Origin of the sequence: Longibacter salinarum, from assembly GCF_002554795.1 — a bacterium.
GTDB lineage: Bacteria > Bacteroidota > Rhodothermia > Rhodothermales > Salinibacteraceae > Longibacter > Longibacter salinarum.
On record NZ_PDEQ01000010.1, the window covers coordinates 88,205 to 112,011 of the forward strand.

18 protein-coding genes and 1 CRISPR repeat array are annotated in these 23,807 nt (G+C 59.6%); of the genes, 4 read left to right on the plus strand and 14 right to left on the minus strand.

The window, feature by feature from the left end:
• The first annotated feature begins 779 nt into the window (after window positions 1-779).
• Window positions 780-2,516, plus strand: coding sequence for a L,D-transpeptidase family protein (locus tag CRI94_RS16210; protein ID WP_143815455.1), 1,737 nt, complete (start codon window positions 780-782; stop codon window positions 2,514-2,516).
• Between the two features lie 67 nt (window positions 2,517-2,583).
• The gene (locus tag CRI94_RS16215; protein ID WP_098078490.1) at window positions 2,584-3,585 is read left to right on the plus strand and encodes a D-Ala-D-Ala carboxypeptidase family metallohydrolase; all 1,002 of its coding nucleotides are present in this window, start codon (window positions 2,584-2,586) and stop codon (window positions 3,583-3,585) included.
• A 454-nt stretch (window positions 3,586-4,039) separates the two neighbouring features.
• On the opposite strand, the gene CRI94_RS16225 is transcribed toward CRI94_RS16215, so the two are convergent.
• From CRI94_RS16225 to CRI94_RS16270, 10 genes are all read right to left on the minus strand, one after another.
• On the minus strand, window positions 4,040-5,155 hold the full coding sequence (locus CRI94_RS16225; RefSeq protein WP_098078499.1) for a Gfo/Idh/MocA family protein: 1,116 nt from the start codon (window positions 5,153-5,155) through the stop codon (window positions 4,040-4,042).
• Window positions 5,156-5,463: 308 nt separating this feature from the next.
• Entirely contained in the window at window positions 5,464-6,432 is a 969-nt protein-coding gene (locus CRI94_RS16230) for a hypothetical protein (RefSeq protein WP_098078503.1), read from the minus strand.
• A gap of 411 nt (window positions 6,433-6,843) precedes the next feature.
• Window positions 6,844-7,548, minus strand: coding sequence for an iron-sulfur cluster repair di-iron protein (ric, locus tag CRI94_RS16235; RefSeq protein WP_098078506.1), 705 nt, complete (start codon window positions 7,546-7,548; stop codon window positions 6,844-6,846).
• A gap of 252 nt (window positions 7,549-7,800) precedes the next feature.
• Window positions 7,801-8,619: an ABC transporter permease subunit gene (locus tag CRI94_RS16240; protein WP_098078509.1), complete on the minus strand. Its 819-nt coding sequence runs from the start codon at window positions 8,617-8,619 to the stop codon at window positions 7,801-7,803.
• Window positions 8,616-9,407 carry an ABC transporter ATP-binding protein gene (locus CRI94_RS16245; protein WP_218919412.1) on the minus strand — a complete coding sequence of 264 codons (792 nt, stop codon included), beginning with the start codon at window positions 9,405-9,407 and terminating at the stop codon, window positions 8,616-8,618. The genes CRI94_RS16240 and CRI94_RS16245 overlap by 4 nt, the downstream gene beginning before the upstream one ends.
• Window positions 9,404-10,684 carry a nitrous oxide reductase family maturation protein NosD gene (locus CRI94_RS16250; RefSeq protein ID WP_098078517.1) on the minus strand — a complete coding sequence of 427 codons (1,281 nt, stop codon included), beginning with the start codon at window positions 10,682-10,684 and terminating at the stop codon, window positions 9,404-9,406. Before CRI94_RS16250 ends, CRI94_RS16245 begins: the two co-directional genes overlap by 4 nt.
• A 39-nt stretch (window positions 10,685-10,723) precedes the next feature.
• Window positions 10,724-11,257, minus strand: a complete 534-nt coding sequence (locus CRI94_RS16255; RefSeq protein WP_179862361.1) for a nitrous oxide reductase accessory protein NosL — start codon at window positions 11,255-11,257, stop codon at window positions 10,724-10,726.
• A 1-nt stretch (window position 11,258) separates the two neighbouring features.
• Complete coding sequence (locus tag CRI94_RS16260) at window positions 11,259-11,975, minus strand: hypothetical protein (protein WP_179862362.1); 717 nt, start codon at window positions 11,973-11,975, stop codon at window positions 11,259-11,261.
• Between the two features lie 101 nt (window positions 11,976-12,076).
• The gene (nosZ, locus tag CRI94_RS16265) at window positions 12,077-14,086 is read right to left on the minus strand and encodes a Sec-dependent nitrous-oxide reductase (protein ID WP_098078523.1); all 2,010 of its coding nucleotides are present in this window, start codon (window positions 14,084-14,086) and stop codon (window positions 12,077-12,079) included.
• Between the two features lie 50 nt (window positions 14,087-14,136).
• Window positions 14,137-14,544, minus strand: a complete 408-nt coding sequence (locus CRI94_RS16270) for a c-type cytochrome (protein WP_245846233.1) — start codon at window positions 14,542-14,544, stop codon at window positions 14,137-14,139.
• 356 nt (window positions 14,545-14,900) lie between these two features.
• Here CRI94_RS16270 and CRI94_RS16275 point away from each other — a divergent pair, with 356 nt between their 5' ends.
• On the plus strand, window positions 14,901-15,419 hold the full coding sequence (locus CRI94_RS16275) for an RrF2 family transcriptional regulator (protein ID WP_245846234.1): 519 nt from the start codon (window positions 14,901-14,903) through the stop codon (window positions 15,417-15,419).
• Between the two features lie 415 nt (window positions 15,420-15,834).
• Window positions 15,835-17,088, plus strand: a complete 1,254-nt coding sequence (locus CRI94_RS16280; RefSeq protein ID WP_143815456.1) for a hypothetical protein — start codon at window positions 15,835-15,837, stop codon at window positions 17,086-17,088.
• Window positions 17,089-17,292: 204 nt separating this feature from the next.
• Here the strand turns inward: CRI94_RS16280 and CRI94_RS16285 are convergent, their stop codons facing one another.
• The 4 genes from CRI94_RS16285 to CRI94_RS16300 form a co-directional block, all read right to left on the minus strand.
• Window positions 17,293-17,940 carry a hypothetical protein gene (locus tag CRI94_RS16285; protein ID WP_143815457.1) on the minus strand — a complete coding sequence of 216 codons (648 nt, stop codon included), beginning with the start codon at window positions 17,938-17,940 and terminating at the stop codon, window positions 17,293-17,295.
• 122 nt (window positions 17,941-18,062) lie between these two features.
• Window positions 18,063-18,560: a hypothetical protein gene (locus CRI94_RS16290; RefSeq protein ID WP_098078540.1), complete on the minus strand. Its 498-nt coding sequence runs from the start codon at window positions 18,558-18,560 to the stop codon at window positions 18,063-18,065.
• 123 nt (window positions 18,561-18,683) lie between these two features.
• Complete coding sequence (locus CRI94_RS16295; protein WP_098078544.1) at window positions 18,684-19,550, minus strand: hypothetical protein; 867 nt, start codon at window positions 19,548-19,550, stop codon at window positions 18,684-18,686.
• 48 nt (window positions 19,551-19,598) lie between these two features.
• On the minus strand, window positions 19,599-20,882 hold the full coding sequence (locus CRI94_RS16300; RefSeq protein ID WP_143815458.1) for a multiheme c-type cytochrome: 1,284 nt from the start codon (window positions 20,880-20,882) through the stop codon (window positions 19,599-19,601).
• 493 nt (window positions 20,883-21,375) lie between these two features.
• A CRISPR array of direct repeats spans window positions 21,376-23,416; the repeat unit is 28 nt; unit sequence GATGACCCCACGCGAGTGGGGATAGACC.
• Window positions 23,417-23,807 lie beyond the last annotated feature (391 nt).

A 23,807-nucleotide genomic window follows, 5' to 3' on the forward strand; every position in this document is an offset into this window, starting at 1 on the left:
AAGAAGGGCAGGATGCTATGCACCGGACGCTTTCATTAGACCCTGTGTTAATTCAGCATTCCTCGGCGCAGCTGTTCCGAAATGGACGGGAGTATGTGGGTATGGGAGTGTGAGAGTGCGTCGTTTTCGGCGGTAATACTGAATCCAAATGATCGTGTCCGGATGCCGTGCCTTGGCTGTGGGGGCGACTCGATCGAAAAAGAGGAAGAGACGCAGAAATCAACGTTTTGTGGCACCTTCACAACCTGTTTGGCGGATGGGTAGCGAAAACGGAAGCGCAGTCGTTTATGGTTAAACGCAGGCCTGAAGGAGGCCTTTCGCAATGACGTAGTTGACCCGGCTCGCGAGATCATCCAAGCTTTGGATTGCGAGCGGAGCGAGGACCGACCGGCGGGAGGTCCGTACCGTTGGATCGCCGGAGGCTGTCGGACAAACAGGTTCTCATAGCCTTCTACGTTGGCGCATGAGCGGAATGTTGACCCATCCGATGCACATCGAGTCGGCGTTGCGCATGGGGGCTTGTAGCAAGATACCGGTTGGAGGAGGGACGACCAGGCGGGCCGATGGGGCAGGGGAAAGTGGCTCGTTCGATGTGCTAATGGGGTACCTCGTATCGCCCCTCCACCGGACTTCCGAAACGAAGGCGTGAAAGGGTGCTTCCGCGTCACAGGAAGCTTTCATTGTCGTCGGAAAAGGAGGATCACGCGGCGCGTCACGTCATAGAGCAGCCTCATGACCGTGAGTTCGCATCGACTGCCCGCGCAACGATCCTACTGCTTTTGAAACGTCTCCATTCGAAACGACTGATATCGCTTGGTACGGTCCTCGTCATAGTTACCGTGCTTCTTGCAGGGTGCCAGGATGATTCTCCACCGCCACTCAAGCGGGTTCTCGATGATGAGGTGCGCACCTACGATGGGGCTCGCGACAGTGTCGTACGGCGGGCGTATGTTCAGCATGAGTGGCAACCCGTCTGGTTGACGAAAGACGGGCCGACGCCAGAAGCTCGGGCTCTTCTTCGTCAATTGTGCGAGGCTCCGAACGAGGGCCTGCCCCGGGAACGATACAACGCGCAGGGGCTCATCGATACGTTGCGGTCTGCCTACATCGACCCGGTAGACGACGACAAGGCGCAATCCGATTCGCTCCGCCGGGCCACGCTCGCCTCCGCAGACATTGCGCTGACACGCGCGTTCTTGCGCTATGCGAACGACCTGAGCGTGGGCCGACTCAATCCGGAGGACGTGCAGGGAACGTGGCACGTCGACCAGGACCGTGCGGCGACCATCGACGTGTTCGAGCAGGCGATGCAGGAGGGCGTTCAACAAACACTCGACGACATCTCTGCTCGTCACCTCGATTACGTCCCGCTGCGTCAGGCCTTCAATCGCTACCGGCAGATTGCGCAGAACGGCGGGTGGCCAACGCTTCCGAGCGGGGTCACTCTCGCACCGGGCGACTCCAGCGAAACCGTGACGCTCCTCCGACGACGTCTCGCTGCAACCAACGACCTTGAGGCGACGGCGAGCGACTCCGCCGCGGTCGCGACCGTCTATGATGGTGCGGTCGAGCAGGCGGTGAATCACTTTCAGCGACGCCATGGACTGGAGATTAACGGCGTGGTCAACGACGCCACGCGAGCTGCACTGAACGTTAGTGCCGACGAACGCGCACGACAGCTTGCTCTAAACCTTGAGCGGCATCGCTGGCTGCCCGAAAACCTGGGGCAAGACTTCATCTTCGTCAACCTGATGGACTTTCGCCTGAACGCATTCCGCGAGGGGGAAGAGGCCATGGAGATGCCCGTCATCGTCGGGGAAAAGGACAAACAAACGACGGCGTTCGCTGACACCATGAGCTATGTCGTCTTCGGTCCGTACTGGAATATCCCGAAGTCCATCGCTATCGACGAGATCCTTCCCAAGGTGAAGGATGATGAGGAGTACTTGGCGCAAAACGACTACGAGGTCGTGAACGCTGCGGGGGACGTGGTCGACGCGTCGCTTCTGAGCAAGGAAGCACTGGAGCGTTATGACGTGCGTCTTCGTGAGAAACCCGGGCCGGGCAACTCGCTCGGCTTGGTCAAATTCATGTTCCCGAATGACCACGACATCTACCTCCACGACACGCCCGCCGATCACCTGTTCGATGCGAAGACGCGAACCTTCAGCCACGGTTGTGTGCGCGTCGAGAGCCCGGATCAGTTTGCGGAGTTTGTCCTCCCCGATGATTGGACGGAGGAGAAGGTTCGGGAGGCAATGAACGCGGACGAACGAAAACGCGTGCGGCTGGAAAAAAGTCTTCCAGTTTACCTCGTCTATCTAACGGCCTGGGCAGAGCCGGACGGCGCCGTACACTTTCGGAGCGACCTTTACAACCACGACGACGAGCTCCGCCGGGCCTTGGATGAGCCAGAGCAACGCCCGAAATCCTGTGCGCAGCTCGACTCATTTCTACAGAAACTCGACGAAGCCGCGAACGAAAATGACGGTCTTCTGACGAGGGTCTTTCGCTAAGCGTGCTCTACGCGCGGACCGTATCTGCTGACGCATCCTCGGCTCTTTCGATCTCCCGCTTCCCGCTATGCTACGCGCCCTGAGCTGCCTACTGGTTCTGGCTTTTGTGTTCATCGGACCCACCGGTGTCTCGACCGGGCAACCGGTCGCGTTCGACGAAGTGGGTCCGCTCACCCCGCGTGAGGCCGAAGCTGAGTCCGACTTCATGCTGCAGGTGGATGACGATGTCGTGCCGTACTCGGTCATGGCCACGTTTGTGATGCCGGGTGAGACGCTCCCGCTGGACGTTCTCCTACCATCCGGAACGAATGACTTCACGGCTCGCGCAGAGGCAGGAGACTTGGATGCCAAATCCGGACGCCCTGGATGGACGTGGACGGCGCCGGAGAAGCCGGGTCTCGTGCCGATCGTCGTCGAAGATGCTGTGAGCGGCGAGCAAATTCGCATCAACGCGTTCGTTTTGACCCCGTTTGATCACGCGAGTAACCGACTCGGGGAGTATCGCATCGGAGCTTACGAGGCGAAGCCGCTTCGCAACGACCCCGCCTATCAGCGGCCGGAAGGGTTTGTGCGGGTGACTAAAGAAAACCGAGACGTGCGTGTCAGCCCTCATTTTCGGCTGCGGCAATTCCTGAGCAAGCAGGTCGACCGTGAGAGCACGTTTCCGCAGTACACCCTCGTTCGCGTGCCGCTGCTCTTGAAGCTGGAGATGATCCTCGATGAGGTCCAGGAGGAGGGATTCGACGTGGAGACTCTGCACGTGATGAGCGGTTTTCGCACGCCCTATTACAATCGCCTCATCGGCAACACGACATCGTACAGCCGACATCTATATGGCGGTGCGGCGGATGTCTACGTGGATGCGAACGGAAATGGGATGATGGACGACCTGACGGGAGACAACCGGGTCACGCGAGCCGATGCCCGCTTTCTGGCGAACGTTGTGGAGTCCATGCGGGACGAGTCATGGTACGAGCCGCTCGTGGGTGGGCTCGGCGTCTATGGCCCGGCGCCGCACCGAGGCCCATTCATCCACGTCGACACCCGCGGCCGCCCCGCCCGCTGGTAGGACGGTGAGGTGTGAGGTTTGAGGTGTGAGGTGTCGGCGTGCGGGCCATTCCATTGCGGGTGATGCGTCAGTGCCCGATGTTGCGTACGGTGAGACCGTGTCCTTCACGTCGCGCCTCGTTTTTGGCTTACGTGCCGCCGTTGGAGCATGGGCTCTCTTTTTTCCATTTGAATCAACGTCGCCGCCGTATCTTCTGGTGGAGGCTGCTCTCATCGTTTTGAGCGTCGTGTTAGGCTTTACCATTGAGCAATGGCACCAGAGTAATGACGTGGAATTGCGTGCGCAGCGCGCGCTCGTTTCCTTCCATCAGTAGATCGAAAACAATCGCGCCTAACTGGAAGACGCCCTCGCCATCTACCTAGAGGCCGTTGAAGATGTTCTTGTTTCACCGTAGGAATTGGCAGCGCTTGTTGAGCCTCTCGATGCATTCGTGCGGGGCACCGGCCGGCATTCGTCACGAAAGGTCGATCCACGCTTCGCCGTTGTCCGACGATTGCATGATGGCGCGCACGATTCGGATGTCGGTCAACCCCTCCGTACCTGGGACGATCGGGGCGGTGTCGTTCTGGATAGCCTGCGCGTCATTGTCCATCTGGCGGGCTTGCTGGTCTCCGCCGGCGGGCGGGAGGCGCGTGCCGTCGCTTGTGCGGCCGCGGACGCCGCTGTACGTCTGGAAGGGCCGCAGCTGGTAGGACCCGTCCGCGCACTCGACGTCCAGGTAGTTCGTCGACTTGCCGAAGCTCGTCTCCCCGCGGGCGGTCACGCCCTCGGGGAATTTCATTTCGAAGGTGGCGAACTCGGGCACCTCGCTATACATCTCCTCTCGCTCGGACCAGAGCCGCCCTTTCACCGAGATCGGTTCCATCTGGGTCGCGTACCGGGCAGCATTGATAGGGTATACGCCCATATCGTAGAGCGCCCCGCCGCCGAGTTCTGCGTCGCGACGCCAGTCGTCCGGGTTCGGGTGCGCCCCGTTGTAGCCCGCGCCGGTTCGCACCGAGGTGGCGGCGCCGTAGGTTTGCTCCCGGGCGTAGCGCATGATCGTCCGGTTGTTGGGCTCGTGCTGGAGCCGGTAGCCGACGGTGAGCTGCACGCCGTTTCGGTCCGCGGCGTCGATGATCGACTGGCATTCCTCTTCGTCCATGGCCATGGGCTTTTCGCACCAGACGTGCTTCCCCGCATCCGCGGCTTTGATGGCGTCACGGGCGTGAATGCCGGGTGGCGTGACGATGTAGACGACATCGATGTCGTCGTTATTCGCTATCTCCGGCAGCGTCTCGTAGCTGTAGACGTTCCGGTCGGGAATATCGTACTTCCGCTGCCAGCGAGGAATCTTGCTCGGCGACCCCGTGATGATGCCGCGCAGTTCGCAGCGCTCCGTTTCTTGCAGTCCCGGTGCGAGTTGGGTGGTGCTGTACGTGCCGAGGCCGCACAGTGCGACGCCAATTGGTTTCTGCCTCTGGGGAAGGAGGACTGCCGGTGCGCCGACGGCGCCCAGGGCCAGCGCCGAGCCGGCCTGCTTCAGAAACGTGCGCCGGGAGGAGGACCGTGAGCTGGAGTCGTCTGGCATAACGTGCAGCGTCAGATAGTGGGGAGCGTAGCGATGGAGGTTCGTGCACACGCGTATTTAATACAAAAAACCGCGCCATCGCGTTGCGTCAGGCGTTCCGTTCGGCATCGTCACCTAGCTCCGATTCCGATCCCACCCACCATCCACAATCTACCCATACCAAAAACCCCGGCGCCGCCGCTCCGGCCTTTCGCCAGAGGACACCACCGGGATTTACTAAACCTCTCGGATGTCGAAATCGCCAAAAGGACACCCGAGATCGGCAGTTCGAAATGGGATATAATCAACGGGGAGTCTGTGCGCAGGGATTACCTGATTTCATCAACGGGCTGCGTAATAGATCGACTCACGCCTGGCTTTTGCACGTTGACGGAAGAACGATTCGGAGAGGAAGTTTGGAAGCGAAATATGTGCTTCCTGGCCGGTTGCTTCGTCGCCACGGGGGCCTCGACTTGTGTATAAGTATACTCTTGCTTCGACTGCCCCCCGTCGAATCGATCGGGGTAAAATTTAGTCGCGCGTGTTCCGTCTGGGTTGTACGTATATTCAATATCAAACGTCTCCCAGCTGACGATCTCGTCACGAGTAGCAGCTCTGGGCGTCTTCTCTTTACCCTTCACGGCACGCTGTGCATCGTCTCGATCTGTCACCCAGAGCGATGAAAACTCAAACCAGGATTGCTCGTCGGGATCCCACTGTTCGTACGTTTCTGCCACGTTGAGGCCCTCCGAATCCTTTTCGTGAATCGTGAGCCGGTCCATGTTCTGCCAGCGACCGTTTACCATCTGCTCCTTTAGTATCTGGACTTCACGGTGTTGGTCATCTCGATCCTGGATTGTCGTCCGATGTTTCAGGCTATTCGAGCTTTGAAAATCCTTGATCAGGACGTGTGGTTGTCCGTTGGTGTCGTGCGACTCAACGCGCTGGATATATTCCAGTGTTAGTTCAGGATACTCGGTCGCCCACGTGCTCCACCGGACTCGTTCCTGGAGTCGTCCCTGGTCGTCGTACCGGAGCGTATCTCGGTGCGCTGAGTTGTAATAAAAGCTTCGGTAGGCTTCTGTGTGGAGGCGTCCTTCACTGTCGTACCCCCATGTTTTCTTCCACCTCAGTTCCCATGTTGAATCAGGGTCGCTCCGGTAATAGATGGCGCGCTCCGTGAGAACTGTGCGTTTCTCTGTCTCCGTAGGATTCGTGCTGTCGCACCCGACGAGAAGCAAAAACCCACTGACCAGTAGTATCGGAAGGTACAACGGATGCAGATAGCTATGAAGCATGGGAACGACGCGTACAACGAGAAGGGTGTAATAGAGTTGAGCAAAATGTCTAATGTAATATGCTGGTTTTAACGCTCGGATGCGAGTGTAAGCACATTCGATTCAATAATTATTGAATCAGTGTCATCAAGTAATGTATGGTTGATCATCTGGGACGCTTCTGAAAGTGGAAATTTATTCAGAAGGTGATCCATGTTGTTTTGCATGCCCCAAACAGCAGGGGTGCACCGCAATGCGCCTATTTGGCAGCGTCGCCCAGCTCCGATTTTGATCCCACCCACCATCCACAATCCCTATCCCTCGATCGACGAAAAAAACCCGATGTCGTCACTCCGGTCTTTCGCCAGAGGACAACACCGGGGTCACAGACTCCTCACGAATCAGAGAGCCGAAACGGTTTCTTGAGAACTGCTAGTTCAAGATGGCCCGCGCACGGGGAAAGAGAATGTGGTTCTCCTTGTGTACGTGCCGGTGCATGTCCGACTCGAGGTCCCGCAGTCCATTGATGAGCGCCCGGAACGTCGGGCAGGCCCATTCGGGGGGCGTGTAGTCGTTGCTCAGGCGACGGAGTTTCTGAAGAGCATCGCCTGCTTCGTCGTGCTCCTCGATCATCTGGTGGAGCGGATCGGTGTCGAGTTCGCTGGTGTCGGGGCCGTTCGATCCTTTGGCGGCCGCCTGAATTAGTGGGAAGACGATCTCCTCTTCCTTGCGCATGTGGTCGACGAGCTCGTCGCGCAATTCGGTGAAGACCCCTCTCGCTTCGCTCACCCAGGTTGCCTCTTCGCCGTGCGCCCATTCGACGCGCTCGAAGTGACGGCTGAGACGCGGGAGTTCAGAGCGGAGGAAGTTGTGATGCGACCCGATAATGTGTTCGATCAGCTGATCGAGCGGACGGTCCGTCCACGTCTCTGCGGGCGTCTCGTCAGGCCCGCTCGGCGTACTGACCATCGCTACAACGGCATCCGGGTCGAGGTCTTTTGCTTCCGCTGCTTCACGAAGCGAGCGACCGCCCCCGCAGCAATAGTCGATTTTCAGGGCGTCGAAGACACGGGCACGATCCGGGCGTTCGGCAACAAGATCGCCCACGGAAGTGTCGAGAAGATTTGGGACTGACATAGTGTTGAGATTTGAGGAATGGGAGGGTGTGAGAAACGGCGAGAGGGTGAAAGGACGAAACGAGAAGGCGAAATTTGGAGTGCGGAGGGCGAAATGTGGCGACAGGTACGAGAGGGTCCGCGGGGTATGTCGGCTTTGGAAAAGTGGGGACCGATTGGTGGCGCCGATTCGGTATCGGAGTCAACCGGATCCGCAATCCTCAATCCGCAATCCCGAACCATTTCGCAATTCGCCCTTCCCATTTCGCAGTCGCTAAAAGTCTTTTTTCTGGAAGCCGCGCAGGGCGATCGCGAGCGGGATGACAACCCACAGCGCCAGGGCACTGAAGGAGAGCGCCATGCCCCACGCGCTGCCGAAGAACTGCTCGAAGATTGCGCCGGTGTAGCCCATCAGGGCGGAGATGTCGAACTGCAGCATCAGCAGGACGCGGCCGAGGTCGATCGGATTGAGCATCGTAAGGCCGATCATCGGTTTCTCCAGCGGATAAGCGGTGTAGGTGCTAGCGATCACGAGCACGAGTCCGTCGTAGATCACGGCAAAGAACAGCCAGCCGATGACCGAGACGGCGAGGCCGCGCACCTTGTCCTGCACGTACGTCGAGACCAGCGCGGCCAGACCGACGAACACGAACGTGAGTATGACGCCGATGCCGAGCAGGAGCGCGAGCTCCACCCCGTTCCCCGCGACGGCACCGCGCAGGACGAACGGAAGTGCGACGCCGATGACGAAGCTGGCTGCGAGCGGCACAGCGAGGCCGGTATACAGGCCAAAGAAGAGGCTCGACCGGCGAACCGGCTGCGACAGCATGAGCTCGGTAAACTCCCGGGCGTTGTACAGATACATCGTCCCGAAAATGGCGCACACCAGCGGGACGAGGAACAGAACAACGTTCATTAGCCCAAGCAGGACCGATTCGCTGCTGCCGCTGAAGCGGAAGAAGCCCTCCGCGGCGAGAGCGAAGAAGACCGCGTAGGCGAGCACGCCGTTGTTGCGCAGGACATCGCTCAGTTCGTACGAAAAGATTTTGGCACTCGAGGAAAGCGCCGATCGGGTGGTGGAGAGGGCCGTCATATCTGGTTGCCTTGCATCAGGTGGGCGATGGCGCGTTCGAGGTTGTGGCAGCCGGTCGATTGCTTGAGGTCGTCGATCGGCCCGTTGAACTGAATGGTGCCGTTGAGCAGGAATGCGAGGTGGTCCGCCAGTTCTTCCAGCTCGCTCATGACGTGCGAGGTCAGGATGAAGGTGGTACCGGCCTGTCGCTCCGCCTGGATTTTGTCTTTCAGCACGCTGCTGGCCGTCGGGTCGAGACCGGCGGTCGGTTCGTCGAGGATGACGAGGTCAGGGCGAAAAAGGAACGCCGTGACGGCATTGACCTTCTGCCGGTTGCCGCCGGAAAGCGTCCGGATCGGCTTATCCAGCTCCGGTGCCAGGTCGAAGGCATCGATGAGCTCCTCGTCGGTATTTTCGGGGTTGCCGCGCAGATCTTTCAGCATTGCGATAATCTCGCGCGCCGTCAGGTTTTCCGGAAAGGGGGCGCCCTGTGGCATGTAGCCGATCCGCTCGCGGTATTGCCAGCTTCCATCGAGCGTCGTCCCGTCGATCGTGACGGTGCCGGCGTCCGGTCGCACGAGGCCAAGGATGCACTTGATGAGCGTCGTTTTTCCAGAGCCATTCGGTCCGACGATAGCGGTTATGTCCCCCTTCGCTACGTGCGTGGTCACTCCGCGGAGGACACGTAGATCACCGAATCGTTTTTTGAGGTTCTGAAGGTCAATCATGGAAGGGGCAGGTGCGGGCCGAGGCACAGGCCGAAGGGGCGACCGGTCGGCCGTTTGGGTGCGGAGGGCAGAGAGCGTCATGGGCGGAGAGGGAGGCGGTGCATGGAGGGGCGAGCGTCGACGAGCGTCTCGGGCGTGATCGTGGGGACCACGCGTTCGGCGGCATCAAGCAGGTCGACGAAGAGGCTGCGCATCAGGATGATGCTCGGCTCGTTCTTCTCGATGAGGTAGGCGAAAAGGCGCACGGGGCGATAGGGCACGTCGCCCACGCCGTCGCGGTCAAGATCGTAGCCGGTGTAAGCGCTCCAGTAGTTGCCACGGAACGTGTTCGGGTTCTGCTGGCTGTTTGTCGTGACATCGAAGGAGTTGCCGATGAAGTTATTTTGGGCAAACAGGTTGTCCTGCGAGTTGGCCAGCACCTTCGCGCCCCAGCCGTTATTCCGGAACGTGTTTCCCGTTACCTCCACGCGCGTCGAGTTTTCAGAATAGACGCCGATGGTGTTCTCGATGAACTCGTTGCCGGAGATGGTGCTGTCGTAGATGTCCTTGAGCAGAAGTCCGTAGGCGGCGCTTCCCCAGTTGCGGACGAAGCGGTTCCCGATCATCTCGACGTGGCGCGTAAACATCACGGCTACGCCGGCGCCGTTCTCGCGAAACAGGTTGTTTTCGTACCGGCAGTGGTCCGAGTACATGAAGTGGAGCCCGTACCGCAGATTGTCCTCACTGTGGTTGTTGGTGACGGTGCTCTCTTCGACGAACTCGAAGTAGATGCCATCGCGGTGGCCCCTGACGGTGTTGTTTTCGATCGTCATGTCGCGCGAGTACCAGAGCTGGATGCCGTTGCCGGCCATGGACTCGCGGTCCTGGTACGCCTGTAGCTCATTGCCTGCGATGCGGCAGCCCTCGGATTTGCCGATCCAGATGCCGAAGAAGGCGTTGTCGAGCCGGTTATTTTCGATGACGCATCCTCGGCTCTGTTCGACTTTAATCGCGGCGCGATCTTCCGTGAAGCTCGTGCCCACGTTGCGGAGGTCGAGGCCTCGGATCGTCACGCTATCGGCGCGGACGTGGATCAGCTGCCGGTCCTCCTCGCCGTCGATGACGGGACGCCCGGTGCCTTCGAGGGTTAGGCCGGGCGTCTCGATCACGATCGTCGGCTCGCGGTACGTGCCGGGGCGAACGGTGATGTGGGCGCCGGGTCGGGCCTGTTTGATCGCCTTGGAAATGGTCCGAATCGGGCCATCGGGGGAGACGGTGAGCGTCTGCGGCGTCGGTTGGGCCTGGGCCGGACCGACAAGCAGAACGGCGGCAGCCAGGAGGGCGATGGCAGCTCGAATGTCAGGGAAGCATCGTCGCATGAGAGGGAGGGCGAGGATATAAAAGGAGGGGCGGATCCGCTACGAACCGGAAAAGGGCATCTGTCTGAGTCCGGTGTGGCCGGTCGGCATGCTGTGGTGCCCGCTCGTGTGGGAGGAGTCGGCGTTCCGTTCGCGGACCATCGTCCTGAGGTGATCCCATTTTGTCACCGTGCCGCCGGTGGAGTCGGCAACGGTTTGGGGGGAGGATGCCGATGCGGAGAAGGCGGCCACATTCATGGCCATCGGGCTGCGGAGCGTTCCCCCCTGTATGAAGAAGGCGTCGTCGACATTAATCAGTGTGCCGGGCCGTTTGTAGTCCGAGACCCAGAGCGAGTGGATGTCCACCTTGTTCGGACCGGTGTTTTCGTTCACGAAGCCAGCGAGGCACTCGACGGAGTCGAAGGTGTAGGTCTTGCCTGTGGTCGTGACGAGCTCAGCGCCGTATCGCGCATCGGCAATGGTCATTCGGCAGAAGGAGCAGGCGTCGTTGCCATACCGGATGGGTTCCGGCTCCGGCGAGCACCCGAGCAACAGGGCCGTAAGTGCGGCAAATAGAAGCGAGCGTAGCATCATGTCAGGCCACCGATGTCGACGAGGAGGAAGCAGAAGAGGCCGAGGGATGCACGTCAATGGAAGCATCCGTGCTCGCAGGGGCGGACGACGGCGCTGTGTCCGTATCCGAGGCGTTTTGATCAGGCGTGTCCGCCCAGAATAGTTCGAAAGCCGTAAGGCCGCATGCCGCTGCACAGGAAAGCATCATGATGATGCCGCCGATAGCAGGCCAGGAGCCGGCGGTGATGTTGAGCATTTGCTTCGTCCCGAGGATCGGCGGCATGTACGACATGCCCGGCACCTTGATGGCTGCCTCCGGATTCAGGTCGTGCCCGTAGTCGTAGGCCCAGATGTAGAAGTCAACCATACCGGCGATGGCGAAGAGGAGGAAGAGGGTGGCCCAGAGGGCGAGCGCCCAGCGCCGGTTGATGAGCGCGACGCCGAGACCGAGCACCATGAGGCCGGCGATGATCCACGGCATGTAGACGAGCTCCGGAATCGTGTCCGGGTCGATCTCTTTCATGCCGATGTAGTGATTCAGGCCGTTGATATTTTGGAGGTCGTTCGGGTTTTCACCGGTGACGGTGTGGACCCAGATTTCCATCCCCAGACCTTCGGGATACTGCGGCGCATCCAGCGAGATCTGCCAGATGGGAAAGATGTAGACCGCCACGAGGGCGATCGCTGCGATCGCTACGGCCCATCGCGTGCGGGATTGGAGGGGAGCGGACCATTGCATAGAACTGTGGGGAGAGGTGAATGAAGGTGAGCCTTGTACACCGAGTCTGCCGCCGTCCCGGCAGGTTGTGCGGACCTGCCGGGTGGGAGCAGAGAGATGTGTTATTTAGACAAGAGCTGAGAGCCGGGACGCTCCTGGCCGGCGTTCGAAGCGAGCGGCACGTCCGATCCTTCCGGGGAGACGCGGACGTAGCCCTGCATCTCCTGGTGAAGCGCGGAGCAGAAGTCCGTGCAGTAGAAGGGGAAGACGCCGGTCTTCGTGGGCGTCCACTTCAGCGTGCGCGTCTGGCCGGGCATGACCAGCACCTCGGCGGTGTTGGCGCCCTGGACAGCAAAGCCGTGCGGGATATCCCAGTCCTGCTCCAGGTTGGTCACGTGGAAGTAGACCTCGTCACCCAGCTTGATACCTTCGATGTTATCCGGAACGAAGTGGCTGCGGATCGCGGACATGTAGACGTGAACCTCGTTCCCGCGCCGTTCGATACCGGTTTCGTCTTCGTTCAGTACCTTGTACGGGTTGCCGTTCTCCGTCTTGATGTCGTAGATCTTCCGCTGCTTGTCCTTGATCATGTCCGCCGGGATCGCCTGGGCGTAGTGCGGCTCACCGGATGTCGGGAAGTCGAGCAGAAGCTTCATCTTGTCGCCGCTGATGTCGATCAGCTGTGCGGAGTGCCACAGTTCGGGACCTGTCGGCAGGTAGCGGTCCTTCGTGATCTTGTTAAGCGCGACCAGGTACTGCCCGAACGGCTCCTGACTGTCTCCACCCGGAATCATGAGGTGACCCGGGGAATAGTAGGTGTCGATTCGGTCGACGACCTCCGTTTTCTCGATGTCCCACTTCACGATCTCAGACGAAATGAACGCGGTGGTGTAGGCGTATCCCTTGCCGTCGAACTCCGTGTGCAGCGGTCCGAGGCCCGGATTTTCGACCTCACCATGCAGCAATTCGTTGTAGTTCAAGACCGGAATTCCGTCGATGTCTTTCGCAAAAGACTCGCGCTCGATGGCGTCGATCATCTTGTCGAATGCAAATACCGGAATGATCGTCGAGAGCTTGCCGCCGGCAATGATGTACTGGCCCGTCGGATCGACGTCCACACCGTGGGGCGATTTTGGCGTCGGCAGGAAGTAGACCATGCCCGGGTTGTCTGCGGGGTTCAGCACGCAGACCTCATCCCGCATTTCAGATTCCGCCAGACCGGTATCGTGGTTGACGTGGTTGTGGGCGTGTTCGCCCGGCACCATGCGGCACTCCCCATTGTTGGCGTACTCTTCCGCTTTGCGCCAATTCACCGCCGCGATGAAGTCCTTGTCGTTGCGCGAGGCATTCTTCTCGAGCATCGTGTTCGCTTCCTCGCTGTTGTAGCTCGTGAAGAAGGACCAGCCGTCGGACGGGCCTTTGCCTGCGTGGGAAAGGTCGTAATCATATCCCGGTACGAGAATCTGGAAGCTGACCTCCATTTCGCCGGGTTTGTCGGCGCGGATGAAGGAGATCGTTCCGTTGAAGTTTTCCTTGTAAGAGTCGATGGAGACATCCTGGTTTTGCAGGTTCTCCTCGTCCATCGGAATGCTAAAGCGCGTTGCCGCGGACACGTACTCCGAGTTCGGCGTGACGAACGCAGACGCGTGGTTACCTGCAGAGTTTGGGATTTCGAGAACTTCCGTCGTCTCGAACGTCGTCAGGTCGACGCGTGCGATTCGCGGGGTATTGTTCTCGTTGATGAAGAGCCACCGGCCGTCGGGTACACCGTCGGTCTGCGAGACCTTCGGATGGTGCGCATCGCCCCATGGCACGAAGCCAAAGGACGTCTGGAGGAGCGGACGGGTGTCTTCGGAATAGCCGTACCCGTTCTCGCCGAACTGCGAGAAGACGGGCACGGTCTTCAGGTGGCGACCGGACGGGAGGCCGTAGATGCCGAGCTGGCCGCTATACCCGCCGGACATGAAGGCGTAGAATTCATCGTGTTCGCCTGGCGCGACGTAGACTTTTTCGGCCGCATCCGAGTTCGACGCGTCCGTTGAGCTGGTCGATTGGCATGCGAACGCAAAGGAGCCGGCAATCAACAGCAGAGCCGCGCCTAAGGCCGTTCGTTTAATGGATTGGAAAGACATGGTGTGGGAGAGATTGGTGAAAGGTGGGAGGATCGATGGGGCGTTGGAGGCTACTTGGCCTGCTGCCGGAAATACTCGAGCAGTGCGCGGGCTTCCTCGCGTGACAGGTTTTGATTTGTCATCATCACGCCGTATTCGGAGAAGAGCTTGCGGGCTTCGGGATGGTTCTGCACCATTTCCTCGGGGGCAAGGATCATGTTCATGATGAAGGCCGGATCGCGGCGTTCGGTGATGTCGCCAAGCGCGGGGCCGACATGCTCGCCGTCAAGCAGGTGACAGGTCTTGCAGCGCACGTCGAAGAGCTCCTTGCCTTCGGCGGCGAGCTGGTCTTCAATCGGACCGAGATCGACCGACTTGACCGGACCGACCGTCGTGGTCTCGTTTGAAGCCGAGCCGTTTGCCTCTTCCGAAGAGTCAGACGAAGAGCCGCCGCAGGCCGCGAGGCTCAGGGCGAGCACGAGAAGGAGCGGGAGGGTAAGCAGTCGAGTCATCGCAGGTCACAAAACAGTGGGAGGGAGGCCAAAGGGAGAGCAGGAGATCGTGGTCTCGCCCGTTCTATTCGGTTTTCAGAGTCTCCTATCCGAATAAGAGGTATTGGTTGCACTTGGAGTACGAAGAAACGACGAAGGGGCGGATTTAGGCCGGCTATTTTGCTTGTGGGGAGATTCCCCACGGATCGAAACGTCTCAATAAGGACTATGAAAGACGAATTGGAAACCGGCCTCATCGGCGTTTAGGCAGAGTGAAGCTAAAAATTCCTGGGAACCCGCGTCCCTTCTTTTAATATAGACATGCGACTCCGAATTAAATTGGTATGATTCATTCCTCCCTTCGTCTTCTCCAGTCGATCATGCTTCTCTCGAAAGGATGTGAACACGGTCTGCGTTCAATGCTCTACCTATCTCTCCGCGAAAATGGGGAGTACGTGTCCATCCGAGAGATCGGCGATGCCCTTGACATCTCATCCACGTTTCTGACGAAGGTCTTCCAGGAGCTCAATGACGCCGGTCTTGTCGACTCGCGGCGGGGACGGTACGGTGGCGTGACGCTCGCCCGCGAGCCGGATGGCATTACGCTGTATCAAATCGTCGCTGCCGTGGATGGCGAGTCGCTTTTCACGGAGTGTGTGCTGGGTCTTCCAGGCTGCGGCAAGGAGAAGCCCTGTCCGTTGCACCGAGAGTGGGCACGACAGCGCGACCAGCTTGAACTGATGTTTCGGCGGATGACCATGAAGGAAATGGCCGATCGCGCCATCGACCGCAATATTCGCATCACGGCCGAGGCGATCATCGACGAGATGATGGCCTCTGAGGATCGGGAGGAGCAAGAGTGAGCCACAGCTGGGCGACCGGGTGTGGGCTTTACGTCAGAGCTGGAACGGAGGGCCCACACCTTCTTCGATGGGGCGGGGCGGAATAAAACCAAACAAGCGTCGCACGGCCGTGCGACGCTGTGTTGCCCCTGTTGAGCGTTGACAATCTGTTTGGTAGATAGATCGAAAAACGGACGAGCCGTTGTTCGAGCAGATTCATAGGTCTGCTCCTGATATTTTCGCGATGACGCAGGAGGCACGGTACGCGAGATCATCCGAGTCTTGTATTGCGAGCATAGCGAGGACCGACCAGCGGGAAGTCCGTACCGTGGGATCGCCGAAGGCTGTCCGCCAAACGGCTTCTGCTAGGTTCACCTCAGCCCGTTAACACTTCGACACCTTAGCAACACCCCATCGTAGACCGGTTGTTATGTCCATGTCTTCCCCTTCTGCACCGGCGATCGACCCCGAGTCCAAATCCACAGCGTCTGTTCGGGGGCGCCAGACGAGTCAGTCGATGGCCGTATGGCTCGGTGCCCTGCTCTGCTTCGTCCTTGCAGGAAGTACGGGCGCGTTTTTCCGGGCCGCGCCATGGTTTGGATGGACGGCAGGCTTCGATCTTGGTAACGTGCGGCACGCGCATTCGCATCTGATGTATTTCGGCTGGGTCATGCCTGCTGCCATGGCGATTCTGGCGACGCACCTGTCATCGCGCCGAATTCGCACGCTGGGATGGGCGACACTCTGGCTCGCCGCGCTCTCATATCCTCCGTTTTTTCTGTACGGATACGGGATGGCCACGGTGGGTAGCATGCAGCTCCCACTCTCCGTCATTCTCGCGACGGCCAATTTACTGGCGTGGTACGTTCTAGCCGGCTTTTACGTCATGGAGCGGGGAAAGGCCCCGGACGCCGCCCGCGGATTTTGGGATGGGGCCGTCGGATTGCTTGTGCTCTCATCGATCGGCGCATGGGGGCTAGGCGTGGTGCAGGCGATTCGGCCCGAGAGTTCCTTCTGGTTCGCCGCGGCTTTGCACCTCTTCCTCGATCTTTTCGCCCACGGCTGGATTCTGTTATTTGTCCTCGGGTGCGCCGCTCTCGCGCTCGATTCCTCGGCATCGCTGCTCCTGCGTTGGAGCCGGCGCCTCCTCATCGGAGCCGTTCCGTTTACCTTCGTGCTCAGCATCCCACCGTCGCTCGTTCCGCCCTCGTTGAACGTCGTCGGTGCCCTCGGCGGGTTGTTCGCCGGCATCGGCGCCCTCGGTGTTCTCGTCGCGCTCCTGAGAGCATGGGGGCAGCGCGATGACGGTGGGTTCTGGCTGCCCGGCCTGATCGCGTTCCTCGTCGTCGCCCTCGCCTGGATTGGCATGAGTATCCCCGATGTGGGCGCCTGGGGACTCGACGCCGGCCTCCGCATCCCGTACCTGCATATACTGCTGCTCGGAGGCGCCACGCTTGGGCTCTGGTCAGCCGCGCGGGCCACGTGGGGGCCAGGAGCTACGCCGGGGCATGGCCTCTTCGTTGTCGCCTCGGTGTTGCTCCTTGTCTCCCTCTGGCCGCTGACCGGGATTTTTCCCGGCGCCTGGCGTGGGAGCTGGGTGATGCGCGCGGTACTCGCGGGAGCGGCAGCGCCGGTTTTGGCGGCCGTCTACACGGTCGTCCGGCTGGGGGTGACGGCTCGCTCCACGTGAGCCAATACGTGCATTTCGCAGCAGCCGCCAGATTGGCTCTGGTTATCCGCGAGACGCGATGATCTGTTTCCATTACATAATAAATTGCCCTCGTCATCTGTCTTCCAGAGGACGAGGGCAGCGCGATGCAGGACGGAGCGCCCAGTCGTTTACACGGTTTCTGGCACGCTCCAATTCTCACTGAATGAGTGGGTGAACGGCACCTTATTGCTCGATTTTCGAGATGTCTACGTTAGCAGGATCGGTCTCTTCAGAGGTTTCTTCGCTTCCGGTTTCCGACTCATCTTTTTGGACCGGAGCGTCAGCCGCTGCCTCGTCGTTTTTCTCTTCCCATTCTCGGTATACGTAAATGGCAATCATTTCCGAGTCATTATCCGACGGCGTACCGAAGAATGCTGCGGCTATCTGCTCACCCGTGCCAGCCTCTTCGTAGTTTCGAAAGAGGACGCCATTCGCTCCAATTGCAGCAGCTTCCTCACGGGCTTTTTCGAAAAGATCCTCTTGGTCAGTCCACCCTGATGAGCCGGAGAGATCGATTAATGCCATTTTTTCGAACTCACCCTCAATGTCTTCTTCTTCGAGATAGACCTTGACGATTGAAGGGGGAATGGGATCGCGTTCCGTATTATTCAGACGCGATACGCTAGACGTAACACAGCCTGTCAGACCGACGCAGAAAAGAAGAAGGTAGGTGACGAGTGTACCGCGCATTATACTAGAGTTGTGTATTTGTACATCGAGGATATTTAGAATGTATATGGTGACCTCGGAAATTTTAGGCTTCGAATAACAAATACTATTGAAATATTTGTGCCTCCTCTTTCTGTAAAAGCGGGGTGCATATCTGTCCAATGGTAATAAGGCTTAAAGATCCTACTCCTTCATTGATGCCTCTTTGGTCTGGCGGTTGATTTCTGCCAGGCACAGGTGTTCTCAAGAGAAATATTATTTATTCTGAGTCCGAGCAGATGAAGTCATTTTTGGTCATGCGTGAACAGGATGCGCATGCCTTTAACGAACGACCAAATGCCGGCTCCTCCGGCGAAGGTGCCAGCGACAATCATCGGCACGCCGATGGCGTCAATCGGGCTATTGGAGCGAAGGGCGAATATGCCACCGACGATTAACATAACACTGCCGCTTATTCCTAGCAGTCCGACCATCGTGTAGGCAACGCCGTCGATACGCTGTTCGCCGAAGGGCGCGGATGAAACCGACGCGGTGTAGAGATCTGAATGCGGATCGCAGACCCAGGTCTGCTGTGCCGTGGACCGGCTCGTCCCCGAAAACGCAGGCGAAGGAGGCAGAGGATTGACGATGCAGACCGCTGCAGGTTGCTCTTCAGCCCGTTCGGACTGCGCGTACGATTCTCCCGGTAGGAAGATGAGGCCGCCGACGAGGAGAGACAGGGCGAATCGTACGGTCGAGTAGAGGTCAACCCGAGATGAATGAGCATACGAAGGGCAGGCCATCAGTCAGAACATGTTCTGAACGGTTCGTCGAATACAGGTGTAAATATACCCATGTACTCGACGGCAATCTACCCGTGTCGCTGTGATTCTGACGGTGGTACGGTGTCACTACGTTGACCCGTATCAGGCTAGCTCTTCGACCGGTCCGGGGGCGCGGACCGCCTCGTGCAGGCTCCACACACCGAGGAAGCTGAGCACCGCGAGATCGACGAAGAGAAGAGGCGCAAAGACGGGAGCGCCGAAGACAATCTGATCCCAGAGCGTGGCTCCGCTCGGCTCGGTCCAGATCGGGGCGATGTGCAGGAAGAAGCCGAGAACGCCGACCCCAGCGTTCGCGCCGAGGACGATGTACGCGAAGTGGATGTCGCGATCGTTCGGCCGCTGTAGCAGAAGCATGGCCAGCGAGCCAACCGCGAAGGCGGCAACGATCACGGGGATCCATTCCGTCGCATAAAAGAAGGCGTTTTGGGCGTGATCGGCGAGGCTCAGGGCGAAGTTGCCGACCCAGCCGCCCCACGCCATGAAGACAACCCATTGTGCCCACTCGACGCTCGCTCCATCAAGCCGCCGGTTCATGATCAAGAGAAGTCCGAGTCCGGCGAAGGCGAGAGGCGCGATGAACGGCGCCGAGTAGACCAGGCTCTTCAGGGTGGTGGCTTCGAAGAACCAGGCTTCCAGGTGCCATCCGAATCCAATCACGCCCACGGCCACGCCCATCCATCCGACCACCTCGCCCGTCCACCAGGAGGCCCTCGGAAATCCGGATGAGCGCCCCCACTGCATTCCCACGCTGACGGCCAGAGCGACCGTGCCCGCAGCCGTGTAGACCAGCGGCACGTATTCGCCCCAGTGCGCGAACTCGTTCAGGGAATGCGCAACGTAGATATCGGCAATCAGGAAGCCGATGTTCGACAGCACGAACGCCTCGAGAAGAAACGTTCGATTCGAGAGTATCGGATGGTCGAACCACGAACGGGAGTCGTCGGACATAGCGGGTCGAGAGCGGAATCTCAGAAGGGCGAGAGCCGGGCGCAGTCCTTACTCGGAGGACGCGGCGGCCGGCTGTGGCTCCTCGTATCCGATATCGTACTCGTCGACCGAGATGCCATTCTTCTTTGCTGCATCGCGGAGCTTGACCCAGTAGTGCAGGAGCTCATAATTGCCGTGCCACTGGACGTAGTCGGCGCCATTCATAAACGCACCGTGCTTCGCTGTCCGTCCGTAGTAGTGCCAGAAGTCAAAGATGGCGAACTCGAGCTCCTCGTCGAATGGCTCCTCCGAAAGAACGCCCTCGTCGCGAAGCTTTTGAACGAGCGACATGTACGTTTCGACCTTCTCGTTTGTCGCTCGTACAACGGCCTCTGCGCCTTCGTAATACTCGTCCGTGTGCTGTTGTGTGTGGCAGTTTGCGCAGGCCTCTTTCATCGCGGCCTGTCCCTGTGCGTAGGTCGGTCGTTTCTCCGAGACCGGCGCGAAGAGCCACCAGGAGAGTCGCTCGGTGACGTCATGTGTGGCTGAGAGATTGCCTTGACCGCTCATGTGGCACGTGGCGCAGGTCGGCGCGGGCATATCTTCCACAGTGAGTTCGGACGGGTCCACGTCCATATTGAATTCGTCCTTGTACGTCGAATAGATCACGCCGTGCTTCGACTCGCGGTAGATCTCGAGCTGCGAGTGATCCGGTCCCATGTGGCACGACCCGCATGTTCGTGGCTGACGCGCAAATTCGACGGAGGCACGGTGCCTCGTGTGGCACTGCGTGCACTGCCCGATGGAGCCGTCGTCGTTCGGTTTTCCGATCGAGTGACAGCCTTCGCACCCAACCTGGGTTGCCGCTTCGCCCTCAAGACGGGCGAGTTCGTTCGGCGGACGCTTGACGGCCCCCTCGTGGAATTTCTCCGACCGCTCGATCTGCTCCTCTGTAAAGTCCTTTGAGCCGTGAACAGCTGCCCAGGCCGGAGCGCCATGACGGCTCCGCGTGAATTGGCGATAGGCGTCTGCGTGGCACTGCTGACAGTTTTTGGACGTCAGAGACTGGCTGATTTCGAATCCACGGTGCTCCAGAACCTCTTGCCCTTTCTGAGGACGGTGGCAATCCAGGCAGTTGACGCCCTCCTGCACGTGCGGACTCCGCTCGTGGGCTGTGACGATTGCCGGCGTTTCCTGTCGGTGGCACGAGGCGCACTTTCCGGTTGCCTTTACGAGCTCGGCCGTGGGCTGCTCGGTTTCGATGGAGGGTCGGTTGGCCGAGAGGAAGAAGGCGGCGACGACCAGACCGCCGGCGATGACGACGGCGAGGAAGATCGAACGGAAGGAGCTCATGGCATAGAGGAGCAGGCGGACAAAAAACACGCGAGCTACCGGAGATGCCGAAGAGACCGTTCCCGGGCAAAAGGAGGCCTCGCTTATTAACCGGTAGATGGAATCCAGAAGGTGAGGGGAAGCAATGTATGTGATCCGTTACACAAATGCAGATTTCGTGATGGCGCGCAGTTCATAGAAAGCCTGCACTTCCCAGAGCTTCACGACTTGGTTCGAGACGGGTGCACAGGGTTTGGGGGATGGGGGAGAGGGAGAATGGGGGAAAGGGAGAATGGGGGAAAGGGGGAGAGGGCGTGATACTTCATTTTGTCTCTGGCGAAGGTGTGACACCAAATTGTCACAGCTAGACAATCTCGAAGAGAAAGGGGGAACCGGTCGGGTGACGAGATGGCAGTAGCAACGGCTTCGTTAATTTCGCGCCTCGCTCGCCAGAAACAGCGATGTGCAAAGACGCGGTTGCATTTTGAGGTCGATACTGACATTTTGCGGTAGGGATGACCCCACGCGAGTGGGGATAGACCCTTCTGGGTCTTGGCCCGCAAGCACGTAAAACGGATGACCCCACGCGAGTGGGGATAGACCGCAGATCCTGCGCTCGCATATGCGCCTCACCGTGATGACCCCACGCGAGTGGGGATAGACCCTTGTAGGGAGCAGCCATGTTATTGCGTGTTAGGATGACCCCACGCGAGTGGGGATAGACCGCGACTGGAAGAGCTTGGCATTAGCAATACGTCGATGACCCCACGCGAGTGGGGATAGACCTCATATCAGTCAGTCGGTCATTGGAGTGCGTGCGATGACCCCACGCGAGTGGGGATAGACCCGCGAGAGTGGCCGGTTCTAGATGCCCTCCTGTGATGACCCCACGCGAGTGGGGATAGACCCTCTGCGATGGACTCATCCGTGATGCTTCGGCCGATGACCCCACGCGAGTGGGGATAGACCCCATTGCCAGCTGTAGCGAGGGTGCGGGCGCCTGATGACCCCACGCGAGTGGGGATAGACCCAGCCACCAGGCCAAACAGGCAGCCGAGAAGCTGATGACCCCACGCGAGTGGGGATAGACCCTCTTGATTGATTGACTGGAAAATGCCCAGCCGGATGACCCCACGCGAGTGGGGATAGACCCCAGACGGTGCATAGCGCGTGCTTATTTACAGCGATGACCCCACGCGAGTGGGGATAGACCCTCATTGTGATCCGTGGTTGTTAGGATGCGCGTGATGACCCCACGCGAGTGGGGATAGACCCCGGATGCTCGGTGCTGAGGCAGCTACGGCGTTGATGACCCCACGCGAGTGGGGATAGACCTGATGCTGCAGCCACGCGCGCGAGTCTGGACTTGATGACCCCACGCGAGTGGGGATAGACCTCTCGGGTTCGGGGAGAAGGCCAGCGCGAATCAGATGACCCCACGCGAGTGGGGATAGACCCACGTCGGTCGGCTGCCATCCATCTTCCTCCGCGATGACCCCACGCGAGTGGGGATAGACCCCCGCTCGTCATGGCCGTCATTGGCGGCGTGATGATGACCCCACGCGAGTGGGGATAGACCGCCTTTCAGATGCTGGAAGCGCAAGGGCTCACGGATGACCCCACGCGAGTGGGGATAGACCCCTGGGCACGCAGGATCTGCGCGCGCTCAAGGTGATGACCCCACGCGAGTGGGGATAGACCCCAGACGTCGCCTCGCCTCTGGGGCCTTCCGGTGATGACCCCACGCGAGTGGGGATAGACCGATCCCCGCGTCCCAGGTCGGCTTTAGCCTGTCGATGACCCCACGCGAGTGGGGATAGACCCCTGGCGGACATACTCCCCAGAGTCCCGCCCGAGATGACCCCACGCGAGTGGGGATAGACCCCGAGGAGTTCGGGGATGAGGTGCAGCTAGAGTGATGACCCCACGCGAGTGGGGATAGACCCCATATCCCCGCCGAAGTTTCGCTCGGCAACGAGATGACCCCACGCGAGTGGGGATAGACCCGCCGATGGCGAGAAGGTGGGCGACTCCATTCGGATGACCCCACGCGAGTGGGGATAGACCCGTGAGGGACATGCTCCGCGCGGACCCGAAGGCGATGACCCCACGCGAGTGGGGATAGACCCTTGGTGCACCCAACGGCACGAAGAACCAATCCGATGACCCCACGCGAGTGGGGATAGACCCGGACTCGGCAAGTCGGGGCTTCTGACGATCCTGATGACCCCACGCGAGTGGGGATAGACCCGTCTGTGCGCCCGTCTGCATCGGTGGCGTACGGATGACCCCACGCGAGTGGGGATAGACCCGATAATAGCACACCTGAGACGATGAGCCAAAAGATGACCCCACGCGAGTGGGGATAGACCTGATATCGTGCATCCTTCTTCTGCTTCTCGCTTGATGACCCCACGCGAGTGGGGATAGACCTCGTCGCAGTGCCTGCACTGTACGCACCATCAAGATGACCCCACGCGAGTGGGGATAGACCTGGCGCGTGAGAGACGGGGTGCGCGCTCGATGCGATGACCCCACGCGAGTGGGGATAGACCCAATTTGAGGTATGGGGAATGGGGGAAAGGGGGATGAGGAGGAGCCGAGGTCTTGGTCAATGTTTGTGTCGGATGAGGGGGGACGTTGTCCCGTCTTTAGCGTGACTGAGGGCGCCATTTTGCTCGAGTCTTTTCTCGGGTCGGCATAGTCCGTTTTCTTTCTATGAACCACTTCGCATTTCGCCCTTTGCAGTTCGACTTCGCGCAGACCCCACGCGAGTGGGGATAGACCCGATTTGAGGTATGGGGAATGGGGGAAAGGGGGATGAGGAGGAGCTGAGGTCCTGGTCAATGTTTGTGTCGGATGAGGTGAGATGTTGTCCCGTTTTTGTCGTGATCGGGGCGTCCTTCTGCTGGAAACCTTTTCGGGTCGGCGTGCACCGCTTCATTC